This window comes from Pseudomonas sp. GR 6-02 (genome assembly GCF_001655615.1).
Classification (GTDB): domain Bacteria; phylum Pseudomonadota; class Gammaproteobacteria; order Pseudomonadales; family Pseudomonadaceae; genus Aquipseudomonas.
On the sequence record NZ_CP011567.1, the window covers coordinates 5,526,630 to 5,543,239 of the forward strand.

Sequence of the window (16,610 nt, forward strand, 5' to 3'; positions counted from 1 at the left end):
CGAGGATATCGCCATGCTGTTGAATCTACTCGCCGGTCTCCCTGTGATGCTGTTCTGCCTGCTGATGCAAGCCGTTTTCATAACTATCTGTTTGCGCCATTACGTGCATTTCAGGCATACCCATCCAAATCGTGAATCGCAATGGCTGAATATCCTGTTGCTGTCGATGGTCATGGTGCTGATGTTGCTCGGCAATTTCGTGCAGATCGCCATCTGGGCCACCCTGTTCATGTTGCTCGACGAATTCGACGAATTCGCCACTGCGCTCTATCACTCGGCAGTCAACTTCGCCACGCTGGGCTATGGCGATATCATCATGTCCCCACGCTGGCGTCTGCTTGGCCCACTGGAAGCAGCCAACGGCATCCTGATGTTTGGTGTCTCTACCTCAGTCATGACCGCTGCGGTGATGGATGTCATCAAACACAGCATGGAAAGGCTACAACAGCACGAACACCTATAGGTACGTCAGAAAAAGCAGGTAAGGTTCTATCTGAAGAAATCGCGACAGCCTTTTTTCTTTTGCGACAGACTTTATTATTCAGATCACATTTGAACGCTAAGCTTGGGCCTATGGATGACTCAGATTATTTACGCCTGCTGACCATTGCGGCCGAGCAAGCCAACACGTTCCTTTCCAATGCCCGCAAATGGGAGCGTGAGCGTTGGGTTTGCCAGCGCCTGCTGCAAGGTCTGAACATTCCCTATCGCGCCGACGAGTTTGCCCCCGCCGGAGAGCCGCCGGACGTGCTGTTTCGCGACGCGAATTTCGAGGTGTTCTTCGTGCTCGACGAGGGCCGGCGCCTCAATGATGAATGGCGTGATGAGCTGCAACGTCGGCGCAGCGCGTTCTCCCTGAGCCAACTGGTGCGCCGCGAGGCCAAGCCCCGGCGCATCCCGGCTAATGAATTTCTGCTGAGACTGGCGCCAACCTTGCGCAAAAAAGCCCACAACTACAAAGAGCGCGGCATGGACCTGGGGGATCTGGACATCATCGCCTTCGCCAGCCTCAAGCGCGAAGTGCTGGACCTCAACAGCCACTTCCCGCCGCCCACCGAATACCTGCGCCAGGGCTGGCGCTCGTTGTCGCTGGTCGGCCCGACCTTCGCCCGCGTACTCTTCGCCCACCCGGATGCCCCGGATTTCCTGCGCAGCAACCTGGGACGCAGCATCGTCTTCGATGTCGGGATCAGCTTGTGAGTCCCGCCACATATAGCGGCAACCCTGCACAGGATGGCGCAATCACTGGCCGAATGTTACAAAGCGCAATCGTTCACCCGAACCACATGCACCGTTCAACGCTTGCAGACAATCTGCTGTAACGTCTGCACATTCAGCAACGTCTACCCGACGAGGCCTTTATGACCAGCCGCCTGAACCCCGACGACCAGAAGCATGTCGAAGAGTACCTGCACCTGTCCCAGCACCAAGTCGAGCGCCGGCCTTTCCGGCCGTGGATGCTCCTGGTGGTGGTGTTGGCAGTGACCATTGGTTTAGGCCTGTTGAGCCGACTTATCAGTTACCTGACGCTATGAGCTGCCTTGCGCTCGCTCGGGTAACGGTACAGATTTCTTTTAGCCTTGCGAGATATCCCCATGACTCATCGTATTGTCATCGTTGGCGGCGGCGCCGGCGGTCTGGAGTTGGCTACCCGTCTGGGTAAGACTCTGGGCAAGCGCGGCATGGCCAGTGTGATGCTGGTCGACGCGAACCTGACCCACATCTGGAAACCGCTGTTGCACGAAGTGGCCGCTGGATCGCTCAACTCTTCCGAAGACGAACTCAACTATGTTGCCCAGGCAAAATGGAACCATTTCGAGTTCCAGCTGGGGCGCATGAGCGGGCTCGATCGCACACAGAAGAAAATCCAGCTGGCCGCCACCTACGACGATGCTGGCCTTGAACTGGTACCCGCGCGCGAAGTGCCTTACGACTCGCTGGTGATTGCTGTCGGCAGCACCACCAACGACTTCGGTACTCAAGGCGCGGCGCAACACTGCCTGTTCCTCGACACCCGCAAGCAGGCCGAGCGCTTCCATCAGCAACTGCTCAATCACTACCTGCGCGCGCACGCCGGACAGACCGACACCGTGCAACAGATCAGCGTGGCCATCGTCGGCGCCGGTGCCACCGGGGTCGAACTGGCAGCGGAACTGCACAACGCCGCCCATGAACTGGCGGCTTATGGCCTGGACCGGATCAAACCGGAAAACATGCACATCACCCTGATCGAAGCCGGACCACGGGTTCTCCCGGCGCTGCCGGAGCGGATCGGCGGGCCTGTGCATAAAACCCTGGAGAAACTCGGGGTCAACGTCATGACCAATGCCGCGGTCAGCGAAGTGACCGCCGACAGCCTGATTACCGCCGACGGCCAGGTAATCAACGCCAGCCTCAAAGTCTGGGCCGCCGGGATTCGTGCGCCGGGTTTCCTCAAGGACATCGATGGCCTGGAAACCAACCGCATCAACCAGCTGCAAGTGCTGCCGACCCTGCAAACCAGCCGCGACGAGAACATCTTCGCCTTCGGTGACTGCGCGGCCTGCCCGCAACCGGGCAGCGACCGCAATGTGCCGCCGCGCGCCCAGGCGGCCCACCAACAGGCTTCGTTACTGGCCAAATCGCTGAAACTACGGATCGAAGGCAAGGCCCTGCCGGAATACAAATACACCGACTATGGCTCGCTGATTTCGCTGTCGCGTTTTTCGGCTGTGGGTAACTTGATGGGCAACCTGACCGGCAGCGTGATGCTCGAGGGCTGGCTGGCGCGGATGTTTTACGTGTCGCTGTACCGCATGCACCAGATGGCGCTGTATGGCGCGTTCCGTACGGCGATGTTGATGCTGGGTAGCAAGATTGGGCGTGGGACCGAGCCGCGGCTCAAGTTGCACTAAATTTTCGGCGTCTGTCAGGGCCTCATCGCGGGCAAGCCACGCTCCCACAGGATCTGCGTCGTACGCAAATATGCGGCCAACAAAGATTAACTGTGGGAGCGTGGCTTGCCCGCGATGCAGGCGCCTCGGTCTACCCCGTGAACACTTCTGTGTCTCACTGTATCTGCCCCACGATTTCACCCCTTCGCTTACAAACTCCCTCCTTGCACGACACAGTAGCGATACACCGCGCCCGCTAAATGGCCACACCCGAGCAAGGCACCGCCTGCTTCGGTCATCGCCGCACTTGCGTGGCGTCCTTTATCGAACGGTTGTGTCGTGCAACCCAGGAGATTTGTAATGTCCCGTACCACTACTCTCAGCAAAAGCACCGTTGGCCTGCTCGGTGCCGTCCTGGCCGGCGGCCTGATGTTGTCCGGTTCCGTATTCGCCGCGCAGCCACTGACCCAGGGCTACATGGTCGCCTCCGCCGAAACTTCGGTAAAAACCCCAGAAGGCAAATGTGGCGAAGGCAAGTGCGGCGATGCCTCGATGGCCAAGACCGACACCGATGGCGATGGTCAGGTGTCCCGTGCGGAGTTCCTGAAAGTGGCGCCCAAGGGCGACTTCGACAAGATCGACACCAACCACGATGGTCAAATCTCGGAACAAGAGGCTTTCGACAATGTGAAAGCCAGCTACGAAGCCAATGGCAAACAAATGCCAAAAGGCTTGTTCGAGCACCTGAAAGACAACAGCTAAGCCAATGAAGACCAGGCCCTGCTTCTCCATCGAGGAGCGGGGCTTTTTTTCGTCCGGCGGATTTACAACTGAAACCGCTGCACCATGGTCCGTAACGAATTGGCCAACTGCGACAGCTCATGGCTGGAGGCGCTAGTCTGATCGGCGCCAGCAGCGGAGCGTACCGACAAATCGCGAATGTTCACCAGGTTGCGATCAACTTCACGCGCCACTTGCGCCTGCTCCTCGGCGGCGCTGGCGATCACCAGGTTGCGTTCGTGGATCTGGTGAACCGAAGCGGTGATGGTCTGCAGCGCTTCGCCAGCATGCTCCGCCAACGCCAGGGTGCTGGCTGCCCGCGAGGAGCTGGCTTGCATGGAGTCCAGCGCCTGGGTTGAGCCAGTACGCATGCCCTGAACCATTTGTTCGATTTCCTGAGTCGACTGTTGCGTGCGGTACGCCAGGGCACGCACTTCGTCGGCAACCACCGCGAAACCTCGACCACTTTCGCCCGCACGCGCCGCTTCGATGGCCGCGTTGAGGGCGAGCAAATTGGTCTGTTCGGCAATGGCACGAATCACATCCAGCACCTTGCCGATGTCCTGAGACTGGTTGGCCAGCGACTGCACCAAGCCGCCCGTCGTCTGCACGTCGCTGGCAAGGGCGCTGATGGCACTCACGGTTTCGCTCACTCGCTGATGGCCAACGTGTGCCGACTCACTGGATTGGCGCGTGGCGTCAGAGGTAGAAACCGCGTTGCGTGCGACCTCCTCCACCGCGGTGGTCATTTCGGTGACGGCTGTCGCCGCTTGTTCGATCTCGTTGTTCTGCTGTTGCAGATTCTGGGTGCTGTCGAGGGTGACCGCGTTCAATTCATCGGCTGCCGTCGCCAATTGCGCCGCCGAACCGCTGATGCCCTGCAAGGTGTCACGCAGGTTGTGTTGCATGGTCGCCAGCGCCTTGAGCAAGCGGCTCACTTCGTCGTTGCCATGGGTCTCGATGGGGCGGGTCAGATCGCCTCGTGCCACGTTCTCCGCAGCGTTCAACGCCTCTGCCAAGGGTTTGACGATGCTACGGGTCAACAGCATCGCAAGGCCGACCGTGGCCAGCGCCGCGAGGGCAATAAACAGGCTGACGATCATCCGGGAGGTGGCATAGTGCTCTTGGGATTTCCGGCTCTCGGCGGCCACTAGCCGGGTGAACAGTTCCGCCAGATCGTTGAGCTGTTTGCCCGAACCGTCGACAACAGTCTTCATGTCGACCAGAAGTAGTTTGGTCAGCTCGTCACGCCTCCCTTGCTCAGCGAGGGTGAAGGATTGGGCGATGCCGCTGCCGTAGGCGGCGAAGGTTTTTTTGAACTGGTCATACAACTCCTGGCCCTCAGGGGTGGTGACCAATTTGTCATAAGCGGCAATTTTCTCGCTCAATTCCTTGTCGCGCGTGTCCATTTGGCTGCGGTAAGTGGCGATGTTCTTCGGATCTTGATCCAAGGCCATGCGCAGGGAAATGGTACGGATGCGCAACATGAGCTCGCGGATCTCGTCACCGCCGCGAATGCTCGGCAACCATTGGGCCTCCACCGCCACCTCGCTGTCGCGAATGCTCGACATCTGCCCCAGTGCAAATACCCCGAGCAATGCCACCAGTACCGCGATCAAGGCAAAACCCAGCGCGGCGCGAGGGGCAATATTCAGCTGACGAAGAAACATAACGAGCGCCTTTGTTTTTATTGGCTGGAGTCGAGGCCCTGTCCGTGCCCCGTTAGCTCGTTATCGGCAAGTTGTACGATGACTTGAAGCGATCTGCTTTTTCGCAGACAAAAAAAATCCCCATATCTTTCGATACGAGGATTTTTAATATGGTCGGGGTAAGGGGATTCGAACTCCTGACATCCTGCTCCCAAAGCAGGCGCGCTACCGGACTGCGCTATACCCCGGTAAAAAAAAGGCACCTTTGAAAGGCGCCTTCTGCGAACAGAGCTTTTGGCGTCTGATCTTAAGATTCGATCCCAGCGTTAACTGGTTTCAAAAATGGTGGGTCGTGTGGGATTCGAACCTACGACCAATTGGTTAAAAGCCAACTGCTCTACCAACTGAGCTAACGACCCAAAAATGGTCGGGGTAAGGGGATTCGAACTCCTGACATCCTGCTCCCAAAGCAGGCGCGCTACCGGACTGCGCTATACCCCGGTTTGAAATTGGCTCCGTGACCAGGACTCGAACCTGGGACCCAATGATTAACAGTCATTTGCTCTACCGACTGAGCTATCACGGAACTACATATTTCAATTTACAACTGTGAAGCTTGCTTCACCTCTTCGACCCGTTCGCATCGCTGCGTTCGTGTGTCTGAGGCGCGCTATTCTACAATCTTAAGCACCTCTGTCAACCCCCTAAATTGCTTTCAAGTTAATGATTTGCAACTTATTTCAGATTCCTGCTTGGGGAGCAGAAACCCTCTCGGGGTGACTTACTGCGGGGCGCACTTTACAAGCATTTTCCTTTGAGTTCAACAGCCTATCGAAAAAAAGGCCTCGCAATGCGAGGCCTCTTTCATTTTGTTGCCACTGGGGATCAGACAAAGACGATTTCGTCGTGCTCCACCACACCTTTGGCGGTCTCTCCGGGCATGAAACGACCCGATAGAATCAGCTGTGCCAGCGGGTTCTCGATCCAGCGCTGGATCGCCCGTTTGAGCGGCCGTGCGCCATAGACCGGGTCGTAACCGACGGCGATCAGCTTATCCATCGCTTCCGGACTCAGCTCAAGCTTCAGCTCGCGCTCGGTCAGACGGCTACGCAGGCGACCCAACTGGATCTCGGTAATGCCCGCGATCTGATCCCGAGCCAGTGGCTCGAAGATCACCACTTCGTCGACCCGGTTGATGAACTCCGGCCGGAAGTGCGTGGAAATCGCATCCATCACCGCTGCACGCTGCGCTTCGCGATCCCCTATCAGTTCCTGGATCTGTACCGAGCCCAGGTTGGAGGTCATGACGATCACGGTATTTTTGAAATCCACCGTGCGGCCATGGCTGTCAGTCAAACGGCCATCTTCGAGCACTTGCAGCAAGATGTTGAACACATCCGGGTGGGCCTTCTCGACCTCATCCAGCAGGATCACTGAATAAGGCTTGCGACGCACCGCCTCGGTCAGGTAACCGCCCTCCTCATAGCCCACGTAGCCCGGTGGCGCGCCGATCAGACGAGCCACGGAATGCTTCTCCATGAACTCGGACATGTCGATCCGTACCATCGCCTCTTCAGTATCAAAGAGGAACTCGGCCAGCGCCTTGCACAACTCGGTTTTACCGACACCGGTCGGGCCGAGGAACATGAACGAACCGCTCGGGCGATTCGGATCGGACAACCCGGCACGGGAACGCCGCACTGCGTTGGAGACGGCGATCACTGCTTCGTCCTGACCGATCACACGTTGGTGCAACAGGCTTTCCATCTTCATCAGTTTTTCGCGCTCGCCCTCGAGCATTTTCGCCACGGGGATGCCGGTCCATTTCGACACGACTTCAGCGATCTCTTCTTCAGTCACCTTGCTGCGCAACAACTGGTTTTCGCTTTTGCCGTGCTGGTCGACCATCTGCAGGCTGCGCTCCAGGTCCGGGATCACCCCGTATTGCAGCTCGGCCATGCGGTTCAGATCGCCTTTACGGCGCGCAGCTTCCAGTTCCTGACGGGACTGTTCGATTTTCTGCTGGATCTGTGCCGAACCCTGGACCTCGGCTTTTTCCGAGTTCCAGATCTCTTCGAGATCCGAATACTCACGCTCGTGACGGGCGATTTCTTCCTGCAATTTTTCCAGACGTTTCTTCGCCGCGTCGTCGCTTTCTTTCTTCAGCGCCTGGGATTCCACCTTCAGCTGAATCAGGCGACGCTCCAGACGGTCCAGCACTTCCGGCTTGGAATCGATTTCCATGCGGATGCGGCTGGCGGCTTCGTCGATCAGGTCGATGGCCTTGTCCGGCAACTGGCGGTCCGTGATGTAGCGATGGCTGAGCTTGGCCGCGGCGATGATTGCACCGTCGGTGATTGCCACCTTGTGGTGAACTTCGTAGCGCTCTTTCAGACCACGCAGGATGGCGATGGTGTCTTCTTCGCTCGGCTCGTCCACCAAGACCTTCTGGAAGCGCCGCTCGAGGGCCGCGTCCTTCTCTATATATTGACGGTACTCGTTGAGCGTGGTCGCACCGACGCAATGCAGCTCACCGCGAGCCAATGCCGGTTTGAGCATGTTGCCCGCGTCCATCGAGCCTTCGCCCTTGCCGGCGCCGACCATGGTGTGCAATTCGTCGATGAACAGAATGATCTGCCCTTCCTGCTTCGACAGTTCATTGAGCAGGGACTTGAGGCGTTCTTCGAACTCGCCGCGGTATTTGGCGCCGGCAATCAATGCCCCCATGTCCAGGGACAAAAGGCGCCTGCCTTTGAGACCGTCCGGCACCTCACCGTTGATGATGCGCTGAGCCAGGCCTTCGGCGATGGCGGTTTTACCCACGCCAGGTTCACCGATCAGCACCGGGTTGTTCTTGGTGCGGCGTTGCAGAACCTGAATGGTGCGGCGAATTTCATCGTCACGGCCGATCACCGGATCGAGCTTGCCCTCTTCAGCGCGCTTGGTCAGGTCGATGGTGTATTTATCCAGCGCCTGGCGTGATTCTTCCTGGTTCGCGTCATTGACCGCCTCACCGCCACGCAGATTGTTGATCGCGTTTTCCAGCGCCTTTTTGCTCACGCCCTGGCCGAGCAGCAATTTGCCGAGCTTGCTGTTCTCGTCCATCGCGGCGAGCAGCACCAGTTCGCTGGAGATGAATTGGTCACCCTTCTGCTGGGCCAGGCGATCGGCCTGATTGAGCAGGCGTGCCAGATCCTGCGACATGTTCACGTCACCGGTCGGGTTCTGGATTTTCGGCAACTGATCGAGCGCTTTGGTCAGCTCTTTACGCAGGCTGTTGACGTCGAAACCCACCTGCATCAGCAGGGGTTTGATCGAACCGCCCTGCTGTTCAAGCATGGCCTGCATCAAGTGCGCCGGTTCAATGGCCGGATGATCGAGGCCGACAGCCAGGGACTGGGCGTCGGACAGGGCTAACTGCAGCTTGCTGGTTAAACGGTCTATACGCATGGGTTCACCTTCCTTTTGAGCAGGCCGGACCTATAAACATCCCGAATAAAGAAACCTGCCAGATACCGCTATAGATGTGGTCGATTCTGGGAGATTCAAGCGTCGTGCAGTTGATGTAGATCAGAGAAGTCTAGCGTTCGAGCCAGATCAGGGAGGCAAACCGGCCGGTGCGAGGACTGCGGCGGTAAGAAAAGAAACGTGGATCGGTCACTGTGCAGAAACCACCGCCATAAACAGCGGTGACACCGCGAGCGGCCAGACGCAAACGCGCCAGTTCATAGATGTCGGCCATGAACTTGCCGGCATTCTGGCTCGGCACGAAGGCTTTGGCGGCTTCAGGCAATTGCTGGACGAAGGTTTCGCGCACTTCCGGGCCGACTTCAAAGGCTTGAGGGCCAATGGCCGGGCCGAGCCAGACCAGTACGTCTTCGGGCGGTACAGCCAGACTGTCGAGGGTCGCTTCCAGCACACCCGCCGCCAGCCCGCGCCAACCGGCATGGGCGGCAGCGACGCGGGTGCCGGCACGGTCGCAAAACAGCGCAGGAAGGCAGTCGGCGGTCATCGCTGTGCAAGCGATACCGGGTGTTGCCGTCCAGCTGGCGTCGGCAGTGGCTACCAGGTTTGGGTCCGCTTGGGTCACGACAATGCCGTGAACCTGTTGCAGCCAGGCCGGCTGAATCGAGAAACGATCGGTGAGACGACGGCGGTTTTCGGCGACGGCTTCAGGGCTGTCGTCAACGTGATCGCCGAGGTTGAGGCTGTCGAACGGCGCCAGACTGACGCCGCCCGCACGGGTGGTAACGCAGGCTTTGACGCTGGCCGGCGCGGGCCAGTCAGGCGTCAGCCAGGTCATCCGATGAACGCCTCGCGGTCTTGCTTGAGCAGCGACAGCAACCAGACGAAGTCATCCGGCAGTGGCGATTCCCAGCTCATGCGTTTACCGGTGGTCGGATGATCCAGCTCCAGGAACCGTGCATGCAGCGCCTGACGCGGGAAATTCTTCAGGGATTCGACCATGGTCACGCTGGCGGCCGGTGGAATACGGAAACGACCGCCGTAGGCAGGATCTCCGACCAACGGGTAGTTGATGTGCGCCATGTGCACGCGAATCTGGTGCGTACGACCGGTTTCCAGCTTCACTCGCACATGAGTGTGGGAGCGGAAACGCTCGAGCACGCGGTAGTGACTGACGGCTTGCTTGCCACCTTCCATCACCGCCATGCGCTGGCGCTGCTGGCCGTGACGACCGATCGGTGCGTTGATCTTGCCGCCGGCCGTCACCACACCGATTACGATGCACTCATAGATCCGGCTGACACTGCGGCTCTGCAATTGAGTGACCAGCTGTGTCTGCGCCTGAATGGTCTTGGCCACCACCATCAGACCGGTGGTGTCCTTGTCCAGGCGATGCACGATACCGGCGCGGGGCACATTGATGATGTCCGGCACGTGGTGCAGCAAGGCGTTGAGCAAGGTGCCGTCGGCGTGACCGGCGGCCGGATGCACCACCAGGCCCGCAGGCTTGTTGATCACCAGGATGTCGTCGTCTTCATAGACGATGTCCAGCTCGATGTCTTGAGCGATCCATTCGCCCTGAGCTTCCTGCTCGGCAGTCAATTCAAGAATGGCGCCACCGTGAACGATGTCTCGCGGGCGGATAACCGCCCCATCCACAGTCAGGCGGCCGTCTTTGATCCAGGCGGAAAGGCGCGAGCGCGAGTGCTCAGCGAATAATTGTGCGGCGACTTGATCGAGGCGTTGGCCGCCCAATTCGGACGGCACCTCTGCGCGAAGTTCAATTTTATCGGACATGCTCAGACTAGGCGTCGGCACAGCCTTTGGTTTCGGCTGCGCGCTTGTGGTTAAATACGGCGTCTTTTGCCCCGAGGCTTTTCAACGGGGCACTCATCATAACAGGACGGCCCCGCCCAAGACAGCGGCCGTCATAGGGACGCAAGCCGCCATGCAAGTGAAACACCTGCTGCTGATCGCCATCCTCGCATTGACCGCTGCTTGCTCATCGAAGGAAGTCGTAGACGAAAACCTGAGCGAAGTCGAGCTGTACCAGCAGGCTCAGCACGATCTGGACAACAATAGCTACACCGCCGCCACAGCCAAGCTGAAGGCCCTGGAGTCGCGTTATCCGTTCGGTCGCTATGCCGATCAGGCTCAACTCGAGCTCATCTACGCCAACTACAAGAACTCCGAGCCTGAGGCTGCGAAGTCCGCCGCCGAGCGATTCATTCGTCTGCACCCGCAGCACCCGAACGTCGATTACGCCTACTACCTCAAGGGTCTGACCTCTTTTGACCAGGACGTCGGCATGCTGGCGCGCTTCCTGCCACTGGACATGACCAAGCGTGACCCGGGCGCTGCCCGCGACTCCTACAACGAGTTCGCCCAGCTGACCAGCCGCTACCCGAACAGCCGCTACGCGCCGGACGCCAAGCAGCGCATGATTTACCTGCGCAACCTGCTGGCGGCCTATGAAATCCACGTTGCCGACTACTACCTGACCCGTCAGGCCTACGTTGCCGCCGCCAACCGTGGCCGTTATGTAGTGGAAAACTTCCAGGAAACCCCATCGGTCGGTGACGGCCTGGCGGTGATGACCGAAGCCTACCAGCGCCTGCACCTGGACGAACTGGCTGCGACCAGTCTCGAAACCCTGAAACTCAACTACCCGAACCACCCGAGCCTGGTGGACGGTCAGTTCGTGCCATCGGTAGCCGAAGCCGACAACCGTTCGTGGCTGAGCAAGGCCACCCTGGGCCTGATCGAATCCCGTCCGCCACTGCCGCCGGGCGAAACCCGCGCCAACCAGGACGTGCAGAAGCAGTTCCAGGATGCCAAGGACGCGATTCCGAACGAGCTCAAGCCTAAAGATGAAAACGGCGATGTGATCGAAGAACCGGAACCCGAGTCCAGCAACACCGACCGTTCCTGGTTCAGCCACATGACCTTCGGCCTGTTCGACTGACATAGAGATGTTGTACCGGGAAGGCGCCTTTCGAGGCGCCTTTTTTATTGCCGGATTTTTGGGTGAACGTATTGCGCTGTGCGCTTGACCCGTCCTTGGCTAAACTGCCAACTCATTAATCAAAAAGCAGCTCACCATGCTTCGTCTATTGTTCTGGATCGCCCTGATTGCCGCTGCCATATGGTTCTGGCGCAAGTTCAAGGGCCCGACGTCGGTCGCCAATATGCCGCGCGAGCAAGATGCTCCGCCCATGGTTCGCTGTGCTCATTGCGGCGTACACCTGCCCCGCGACCGCGCGTTGAAACTCGAACAACAGTGGTATTGCAGCCAGGCTCACCTTGAGCAAGGCCCGGGCTCAAGTGATCGCTGAGACGCCCAGCCCAGGCAACAAACAGGCCCAGCGACTGCTGCGCCTCTATCACCTCTACCGCTTAAGCGTCGGCATCACCCTGGTGCTGTTGATCTCCAGCAACATGGACAACCAGTTGCTGAAGTTCGCCAATGACGACCTGCTGCGCAACGGCAGCTGGTTGTACCTGGTGCTGAATATCCTGCTGGTGGTCTTTCTGGGGAACACCCGACGCCCCGCGCAGCTGTTCGGCCTGGCGCTGGTCGATGTCCTGCTGCTGTGCGGCCTGTTCTATGCCGCGGGCGGCATGGCCAGTGCCATCGGCAATTTGCTGATCGTCTCAGTAGCCATCAGCAATACCTTGCTGCGCGGGCGTGTCGGTCTGCTGATCGCAGCGGTCGGTGCCCTTGGCATCGTGGGTTTGAGCTTCATCCTGAGCTTCAACCACCCCGCCAGCCCCAGTGATTACCTGCAAATCGGCACCCTCGGCGCCCTGTGTTTTGCCGCGGCGCTGCTGGTGCAGGGATTGACCCGACGATTGGAGGTCAGCGAAACCCTGGCCGAACAGCGGGCCAGTGAAGTGCTCGGTCTCGAAGCCCTCAACGCACTGATCCTGCAACGCATGCGCACAGGCATTCTGGTGCTCGACAACCAGCGGCGGGTGCAACTGGCCAATCACAGCGCCTTGACCTTGCTGGGGCAGGAAAAACTGGACGGCCAGTTGATCGACGATTACTCGATACCGTTGGTCGAGCGGCTCCAACTGTGGCTCAACAATCCAACGTTGCGCCCGCAAAGCCTGCAGATCGCCAGCAACGGCCTCGAGCTGCAACCAAGCTTCATTGCCCTGGACCAAAGCCCGCACCACCAGACGCTGGTTTTTCTCGAAGACCTCGCCCAAATCGCCCAACAGGCCCAACAACTGAAACTCGCCGCCCTCGGTCGCCTGACCGCCGGGATTGCCCATGAGATCCGCAATCCACTGGGCGCCATTAGTCATGCCGCGCAGTTACTGCAGGAATCCGAGGAACTGAACGGTGCGGACCGGCGTCTGACCCAGATTATTCAAGACCAATCTCAGCGCATGAATCGGGTAATCGAAAACGTCCTGCAATTGTCCCGTCGCCAGCAAACCGTGCCGCAACGGCTCGATTTGAAGCCGTGGCTGGAGCATTTCGTCGCCGAAACCCGCGAAGGCTCGAAAGAACATCAGCAGATTCACCTGCGCATCGGCTTGGGAGACTTCAAAACCCTGATGGATCCGGATCAGCTGACCCAGATTCTCGATAACCTGTTGCGCAATGCCTGGCGCCATAGCGCCCTCAAGCATGATCGGGCGCAGGCCTGGCTTGAGTTGTTTATCGACCCGGACAGCCAGTTGCCGACCCTGGAAGTCCTGGACGATGGCCCTGGCGTTGCACCGGACCAACGTACTCACTTGTTCGAACCGTTCTTCACCACCAGCAGCCAGGGTACTGGCCTGGGGCTTTATCTGTCCCGTGAGCTGTGCGAAAGCAATCAAGCCCGCCTAGACTTCAAATCACGCCAAGGCGGCGGCTGCTTTCGCATCACCTTTGCTCACGGACGGAAACAAAGTTGAACACGAGCCCACGGCAAAAAATCCTCATCGTCGACGACGAGCCGGATATCCGCGAACTCCTGGAAATCACCCTGGGACGGATGAAACTCGACACCTCCAGCGCACGCAACCTCGCAGAAGCGCAGGCGCTACTGGCACGGGATACGTTCGACCTGTGCCTGACCGACATGCGCCTGCCTGACGGCACCGGTCTGGCGCTGGTGCAGCACATCCAGCAGCGCTATGCGCAAGTGCCGGTGGCGATGATCACCGCCTACGGCAGCCTGGAGACAGCAATAAATGCCCTCAAGGCCGGCGCCTTCGACTTCCTGACCAAACCGGTCGACCTCACCCGCCTGCGCGAACTGGTCATCAGCGCCCTGAGCTTGCCAGCGCCAGGCGGCACCAGCAGCGGCATCGACCGTCGGCTGCTGGGCGACTCGCTGCCCATGCGCAACCTGCGCAAACAAATCGACAAACTGGCCCGCAGCCAAGCCCCGGTCTACATCAGTGGCGAATCCGGCAGCGGCAAGGAACTGGTCGCCCGACTTATCCACGACCAAGGCCCACGCGCCAGCCGACCGTTCGTCCCGGTGAACTGTGGGGCAATCCCGTCGGAATTGATGGAAAGCGAGTTTTTCGGCCATCGCAAAGGCAGTTTCAGCGGCGCCATCGAAGACAAGCCCGGGCTGTTCCAGGCAGCCCAGGGCGGTACTTTGTTCCTCGACGAAGTGGCTGACCTACCGCTGGCAATGCAGGTCAAACTGCTGCGGGCCATACAGGAGAAAGCCGTTCGCAGCATCGGTGGCCAGCAGGAAACCGTGGTCGATGTGCGCATCCTCTGCGCCACTCACAAAGACCTCGATGCCGAAGTCGCCGCCGAACGCTTTCGCCAGGACTTGTACTACCGCCTGAACGTGATCGAGCTGCGAGTACCGTCCTTGCGCGAACGCCGCGACGACATTGAGCTTCTGGCCAACAATATGCTCAAGCGACTGGCGGCCAGCACTGGCCAGCCCCCCGCAAAACTCCACCCACAAGCCCTCGAAGCGCTGAAAAACTATCGCTTTCCTGGAAACGTGCGGGAATTGGAGAACATGCTCGAACGGGCTCACACCTTGTGCGAGAACAAACAGATCGAAGCCAGCGACCTGCGCCTGGCAGAAGGCAACTGCAACCCGGACGGCGGCGTGCCAGACCTGACACAGATCGATAATCTGGAAGCCTATCTGGAAAACGTCGAACGCAAACTCATCCTCCAGGCCCTGGAAGAAACCCGCTGGAACCGCACGGCGGCGGCCCAGCGATTGAATCTGTCATTTCGGTCGATGCGTTACAGGCTGAAGAAATTGGGGCTGGATTGAACCGTTAACAGCTCTTCTGTCAGATTCGTCCGGCTGGCGCATACGGCGCAGGGTCGATAATCGGCGCCCGCCCCAGCATCACATCGGCAAACAACTGACATGACGCCGGCGCCAGCACCAGCCCGTTACGGTAATGCCCGCAGTTGAGCCAGAGCCCGTCATATCCCGGCACCCGACCGATATAGGGGATTCCTTCAGGCGACCCGGGCCGCAACCCCGCCCAATGCCCCACCACCTCGGCATCCGCCAATGCCGGAATCAATTCCACCGCCGATGCCTTCAGGCTTTCCAGCGCCGTGTCGGTTGGCGTCTTGTCGAAGCCCTCATGCTCCAGCGTACTGCCGATCAGGATGTGCCCGTCGCGCCGGGGAATGGCATAACGCCCCTTGGCCAGGACCATGCTCGGCAGGAAGTCCGCTGCGCACTTGTAGAGAATCATCTGTCCCTTGACCGGTTCGACCGGCAGTTCCAGGCCCAGCTTTTTCAGCAAGTCACCGCTCCAGGCCCCCGCTGTCAAAACCACCTCATCACCCCGAATGGCCCCCATCGAGGTCTGTACCCCGACCACCACAGAACCTTCCCGGATAAATTCGCTGACCTCGCATTGTTCATGGATCGTCACGTTCGGCAACGCCAGCAAGGCGGCCTTGAGGGACTTCACCAGCCGTGGATTACGCACATTGGCCACATCGGCCATGTAGATCGCCCGCGAAAAACCGGCGCCCAATACCGGCACTGCATCGTGGGCCGCAGAGATATCCACAGCCCGCAGCGGACGGTTCTCCCGTTTGGCCCAGGCGAGTGCTTCGGCCTCGTCATCCAGGTCCAGCCAATACAACCCGGTGGTGTGCACTTCAGGATCGACACCGGTGGCAGCGAACAAACGCTGGGCCAGTTGTGGATAAAAATCCTGGGACCAATGAGCCAGTGCAGTGACCGCCGGGCTGTAGCGCCATGGGTAGAGCGGCGAAACGATCCCGCCACCGGCCCAGGAAGACTCCTGACCGACGTTCGAGCGGTCCAGCAGCACCACACTCTGCACTTCGGACGCGAGATTGAACGCCGTCAGCAGGCCAATCACCCCGCCACCGACAATCACCACTTGCTGTTGACTGCTCATGTTCTGATCCAACCGTTCTATAGACAGAGGGCGCAAAAGGCGCCCGAAAAAGGAACTCAGCGCCCCCAGCAATCCTTGGTGGCCAGGCCGGACGCGGCATTGACCATACTCCTGACACCGGTATTGGTGAGAGTGAAATCACCGCACTTGTCGCTGGCCATGGTCGAACCGGCCTTGCGTGTTGCCGTCAGCAGGAAGGTCTGATCGGTCAGGGTCGGGGTGATGGTGTAGAAATCATTGCCGGCGCTGAGGCCGGTGGCATTGGTGTAGACATTATTCTTCGAATAGAAACGCTCGAGGATCTGCGCCTGCTCGGAAAGCAACCCGGCGACTTCAGTACGGCGGCCCTTTTTTATGTACTCGGTGAGGCTCGGATAGCCAATGGTGATGACGATCCCGATGATCGCAATCACGATCATGATTTCGATCAGGGTAAAACCTCGGTTGGATCTGCGCATGCCTCACT

At 59.2% G+C, this 16,610-nt stretch carries 15 protein-coding genes and 4 tRNA genes; 9 read left to right on the forward strand and 10 right to left on the reverse strand.

Annotated elements, in window-relative coordinates:
• Positions 1 to 13: 13 nt before the first annotated feature.
• The 5 genes from PGR6_RS24425 (at position 14) to PGR6_RS24445 (ending at position 3,635) form a co-directional block, all read left to right on the forward strand.
• Positions 14 to 463, forward strand: a complete 450-nt coding sequence (locus PGR6_RS24425) for a potassium channel family protein (RefSeq protein ID WP_064620409.1) — start codon at positions 14 to 16, stop codon at positions 461 to 463.
• A 110-nt stretch (positions 464 to 573) separates the two neighbouring features.
• The gene (locus tag PGR6_RS24430) at positions 574 to 1,200 is read left to right on the forward strand and encodes a DUF1780 domain-containing protein (protein ID WP_007938395.1); all 627 of its coding nucleotides are present in this window, start codon (positions 574 to 576) and stop codon (positions 1,198 to 1,200) included.
• A 161-nt stretch (positions 1,201 to 1,361) separates the two neighbouring features.
• Positions 1,362 to 1,535: a DUF3094 domain-containing protein gene (locus PGR6_RS24435; protein ID WP_007938396.1), complete on the forward strand. Its 174-nt coding sequence runs from the start codon at positions 1,362 to 1,364 to the stop codon at positions 1,533 to 1,535.
• 60 nt (positions 1,536 to 1,595) lie between these two features.
• Positions 1,596 to 2,894 (forward strand): NAD(P)/FAD-dependent oxidoreductase, encoded by a 1,299-nt coding sequence (locus PGR6_RS24440; RefSeq protein WP_064620418.1) that lies wholly within the window; start codon positions 1,596 to 1,598, stop codon positions 2,892 to 2,894.
• 339 nt (positions 2,895 to 3,233) lie between these two features.
• Positions 3,234 to 3,635, forward strand: a complete 402-nt coding sequence (locus PGR6_RS24445) for an HvfA family oxazolone/thioamide-modified RiPP metallophore (RefSeq protein ID WP_064620421.1) — start codon at positions 3,234 to 3,236, stop codon at positions 3,633 to 3,635.
• Between the two features lie 62 nt (positions 3,636 to 3,697).
• Here the strand turns inward: PGR6_RS24445 and PGR6_RS24450 are convergent, their stop codons facing one another.
• From PGR6_RS24450 to rluD, 8 genes are all read right to left on the reverse strand, one after another.
• Positions 3,698 to 5,323, reverse strand: coding sequence for a methyl-accepting chemotaxis protein (locus tag PGR6_RS24450; RefSeq protein WP_064620424.1), 1,626 nt, complete (start codon positions 5,321 to 5,323; stop codon positions 3,698 to 3,700).
• Between the two features lie 150 nt (positions 5,324 to 5,473).
• Positions 5,474 to 5,550 (reverse strand) — tRNA-Pro (locus PGR6_RS24455).
• 95 nt (positions 5,551 to 5,645) lie between these two features.
• Positions 5,646 to 5,721 (reverse strand) — tRNA-Lys (locus PGR6_RS24460).
• 5 nt (positions 5,722 to 5,726) lie between these two features.
• Positions 5,727 to 5,803, reverse strand: a tRNA-Pro gene (locus PGR6_RS24465).
• Positions 5,804 to 5,812: 9 nt separating this feature from the next.
• Positions 5,813 to 5,888: transfer RNA gene (locus PGR6_RS24470), tRNA-Asn, on the reverse strand.
• A gap of 299 nt (positions 5,889 to 6,187) precedes the next feature.
• A complete protein-coding gene (clpB, locus tag PGR6_RS24475) occupies positions 6,188 to 8,752 on the reverse strand; it encodes an ATP-dependent chaperone ClpB (RefSeq protein WP_018925901.1) in 2,565 nt (854 codons plus the stop codon).
• A 130-nt stretch (positions 8,753 to 8,882) separates the two neighbouring features.
• The gene (pgeF, locus tag PGR6_RS24480; protein ID WP_064620427.1) at positions 8,883 to 9,605 is read right to left on the reverse strand and encodes a peptidoglycan editing factor PgeF; all 723 of its coding nucleotides are present in this window, start codon (positions 9,603 to 9,605) and stop codon (positions 8,883 to 8,885) included.
• A complete protein-coding gene (gene rluD, locus PGR6_RS24485) occupies positions 9,602 to 10,564 on the reverse strand; it encodes a 23S rRNA pseudouridine(1911/1915/1917) synthase RluD (protein WP_007901932.1) in 963 nt (320 codons plus the stop codon). Before rluD ends, pgeF begins: the two co-directional genes overlap by 4 nt.
• A gap of 151 nt (positions 10,565 to 10,715) precedes the next feature.
• Between rluD and PGR6_RS24490 the strand changes: the two genes are divergently transcribed.
• The 4 genes from PGR6_RS24490 (at position 10,716) to PGR6_RS24505 (ending at position 15,024) form a co-directional block, all read left to right on the forward strand.
• The gene (locus PGR6_RS24490) at positions 10,716 to 11,732 is read left to right on the forward strand and encodes an outer membrane protein assembly factor BamD (RefSeq protein ID WP_064620430.1); all 1,017 of its coding nucleotides are present in this window, start codon (positions 10,716 to 10,718) and stop codon (positions 11,730 to 11,732) included.
• A 136-nt stretch (positions 11,733 to 11,868) separates the two neighbouring features.
• Positions 11,869 to 12,102, forward strand: coding sequence for a PP0621 family protein (locus PGR6_RS24495; RefSeq protein ID WP_064620433.1), 234 nt, complete (start codon positions 11,869 to 11,871; stop codon positions 12,100 to 12,102).
• Positions 12,092 to 13,681: a sensor histidine kinase gene (locus tag PGR6_RS24500; protein WP_064620435.1), complete on the forward strand. Its 1,590-nt coding sequence runs from the start codon at positions 12,092 to 12,094 to the stop codon at positions 13,679 to 13,681. The genes PGR6_RS24495 and PGR6_RS24500 overlap by 11 nt, the downstream gene beginning before the upstream one ends.
• On the forward strand, positions 13,678 to 15,024 hold the full coding sequence (locus tag PGR6_RS24505; protein WP_064620439.1) for a sigma-54-dependent transcriptional regulator: 1,347 nt from the start codon (positions 13,678 to 13,680) through the stop codon (positions 15,022 to 15,024). The genes PGR6_RS24500 and PGR6_RS24505 overlap by 4 nt, the downstream gene beginning before the upstream one ends.
• Before the next feature lie 19 nt (positions 15,025 to 15,043).
• Here PGR6_RS24505 and thiO read toward each other — a convergent pair whose 3' ends face one another.
• Both thiO and PGR6_RS24515 read right to left on the reverse strand, forming a co-directional pair.
• Positions 15,044 to 16,144, reverse strand: coding sequence for a glycine oxidase ThiO (thiO, locus tag PGR6_RS24510; RefSeq protein ID WP_064620442.1), 1,101 nt, complete (start codon positions 16,142 to 16,144; stop codon positions 15,044 to 15,046).
• Positions 16,145 to 16,200: 56 nt separating this feature from the next.
• Positions 16,201 to 16,602 (reverse strand): type IV pilin protein, encoded by a 402-nt coding sequence (locus tag PGR6_RS24515; protein WP_018925895.1) that lies wholly within the window; start codon positions 16,600 to 16,602, stop codon positions 16,201 to 16,203.
• Positions 16,603 to 16,610 lie beyond the last annotated feature (8 nt).

Excerpts from the sequence above, each read along its gene's own strand:
- PGR6_RS24435 (WP_007938396.1), top strand. The coding sequence starts at position 1,362 with ATGACCAGCCGCCTGAACCCCGACGACCAGAAGCATGTCGAAGAGTAC.
- PGR6_RS24495 (WP_064620433.1), top strand. The coding sequence starts at position 11,869 with ATGCTTCGTCTATTGTTCTGGATCGCCCTGATTGCCGCTGCCATATGG.
- clpB (WP_018925901.1), bottom strand. The coding sequence starts at position 8,752 with ATGCGTATAGACCGTTTAACCAGCAAGCTGCAGTTAGCCCTGTCCGAC.
- PGR6_RS24425 (WP_064620409.1), top strand. The coding sequence starts at position 14 with ATGCTGTTGAATCTACTCGCCGGTCTCCCTGTGATGCTGTTCTGCCTG.
- thiO (WP_064620442.1), bottom strand. The coding sequence starts at position 16,144 with ATGAGCAGTCAACAGCAAGTGGTGATTGTCGGTGGCGGGGTGATTGGC.
- PGR6_RS24430 (WP_007938395.1), top strand. The coding sequence starts at position 574 with ATGGATGACTCAGATTATTTACGCCTGCTGACCATTGCGGCCGAGCAA.
- pgeF (WP_064620427.1), bottom strand. The coding sequence starts at position 9,605 with ATGACCTGGCTGACGCCTGACTGGCCCGCGCCGGCCAGCGTCAAAGCC.
- PGR6_RS24445 (WP_064620421.1), top strand. The coding sequence starts at position 3,234 with ATGTCCCGTACCACTACTCTCAGCAAAAGCACCGTTGGCCTGCTCGGT.
- PGR6_RS24515 (WP_018925895.1), bottom strand. The coding sequence starts at position 16,602 with ATGCGCAGATCCAACCGAGGTTTTACCCTGATCGAAATCATGATCGTG.
- PGR6_RS24450 (WP_064620424.1), bottom strand. The coding sequence starts at position 5,323 with ATGTTTCTTCGTCAGCTGAATATTGCCCCTCGCGCCGCGCTGGGTTTT.
- PGR6_RS24490 (WP_064620430.1), top strand. The coding sequence starts at position 10,716 with ATGCAAGTGAAACACCTGCTGCTGATCGCCATCCTCGCATTGACCGCT.
- PGR6_RS24440 (WP_064620418.1), top strand. The coding sequence starts at position 1,596 with ATGACTCATCGTATTGTCATCGTTGGCGGCGGCGCCGGCGGTCTGGAG.
- rluD (WP_007901932.1), bottom strand. The coding sequence starts at position 10,564 with ATGTCCGATAAAATTGAACTTCGCGCAGAGGTGCCGTCCGAATTGGGC.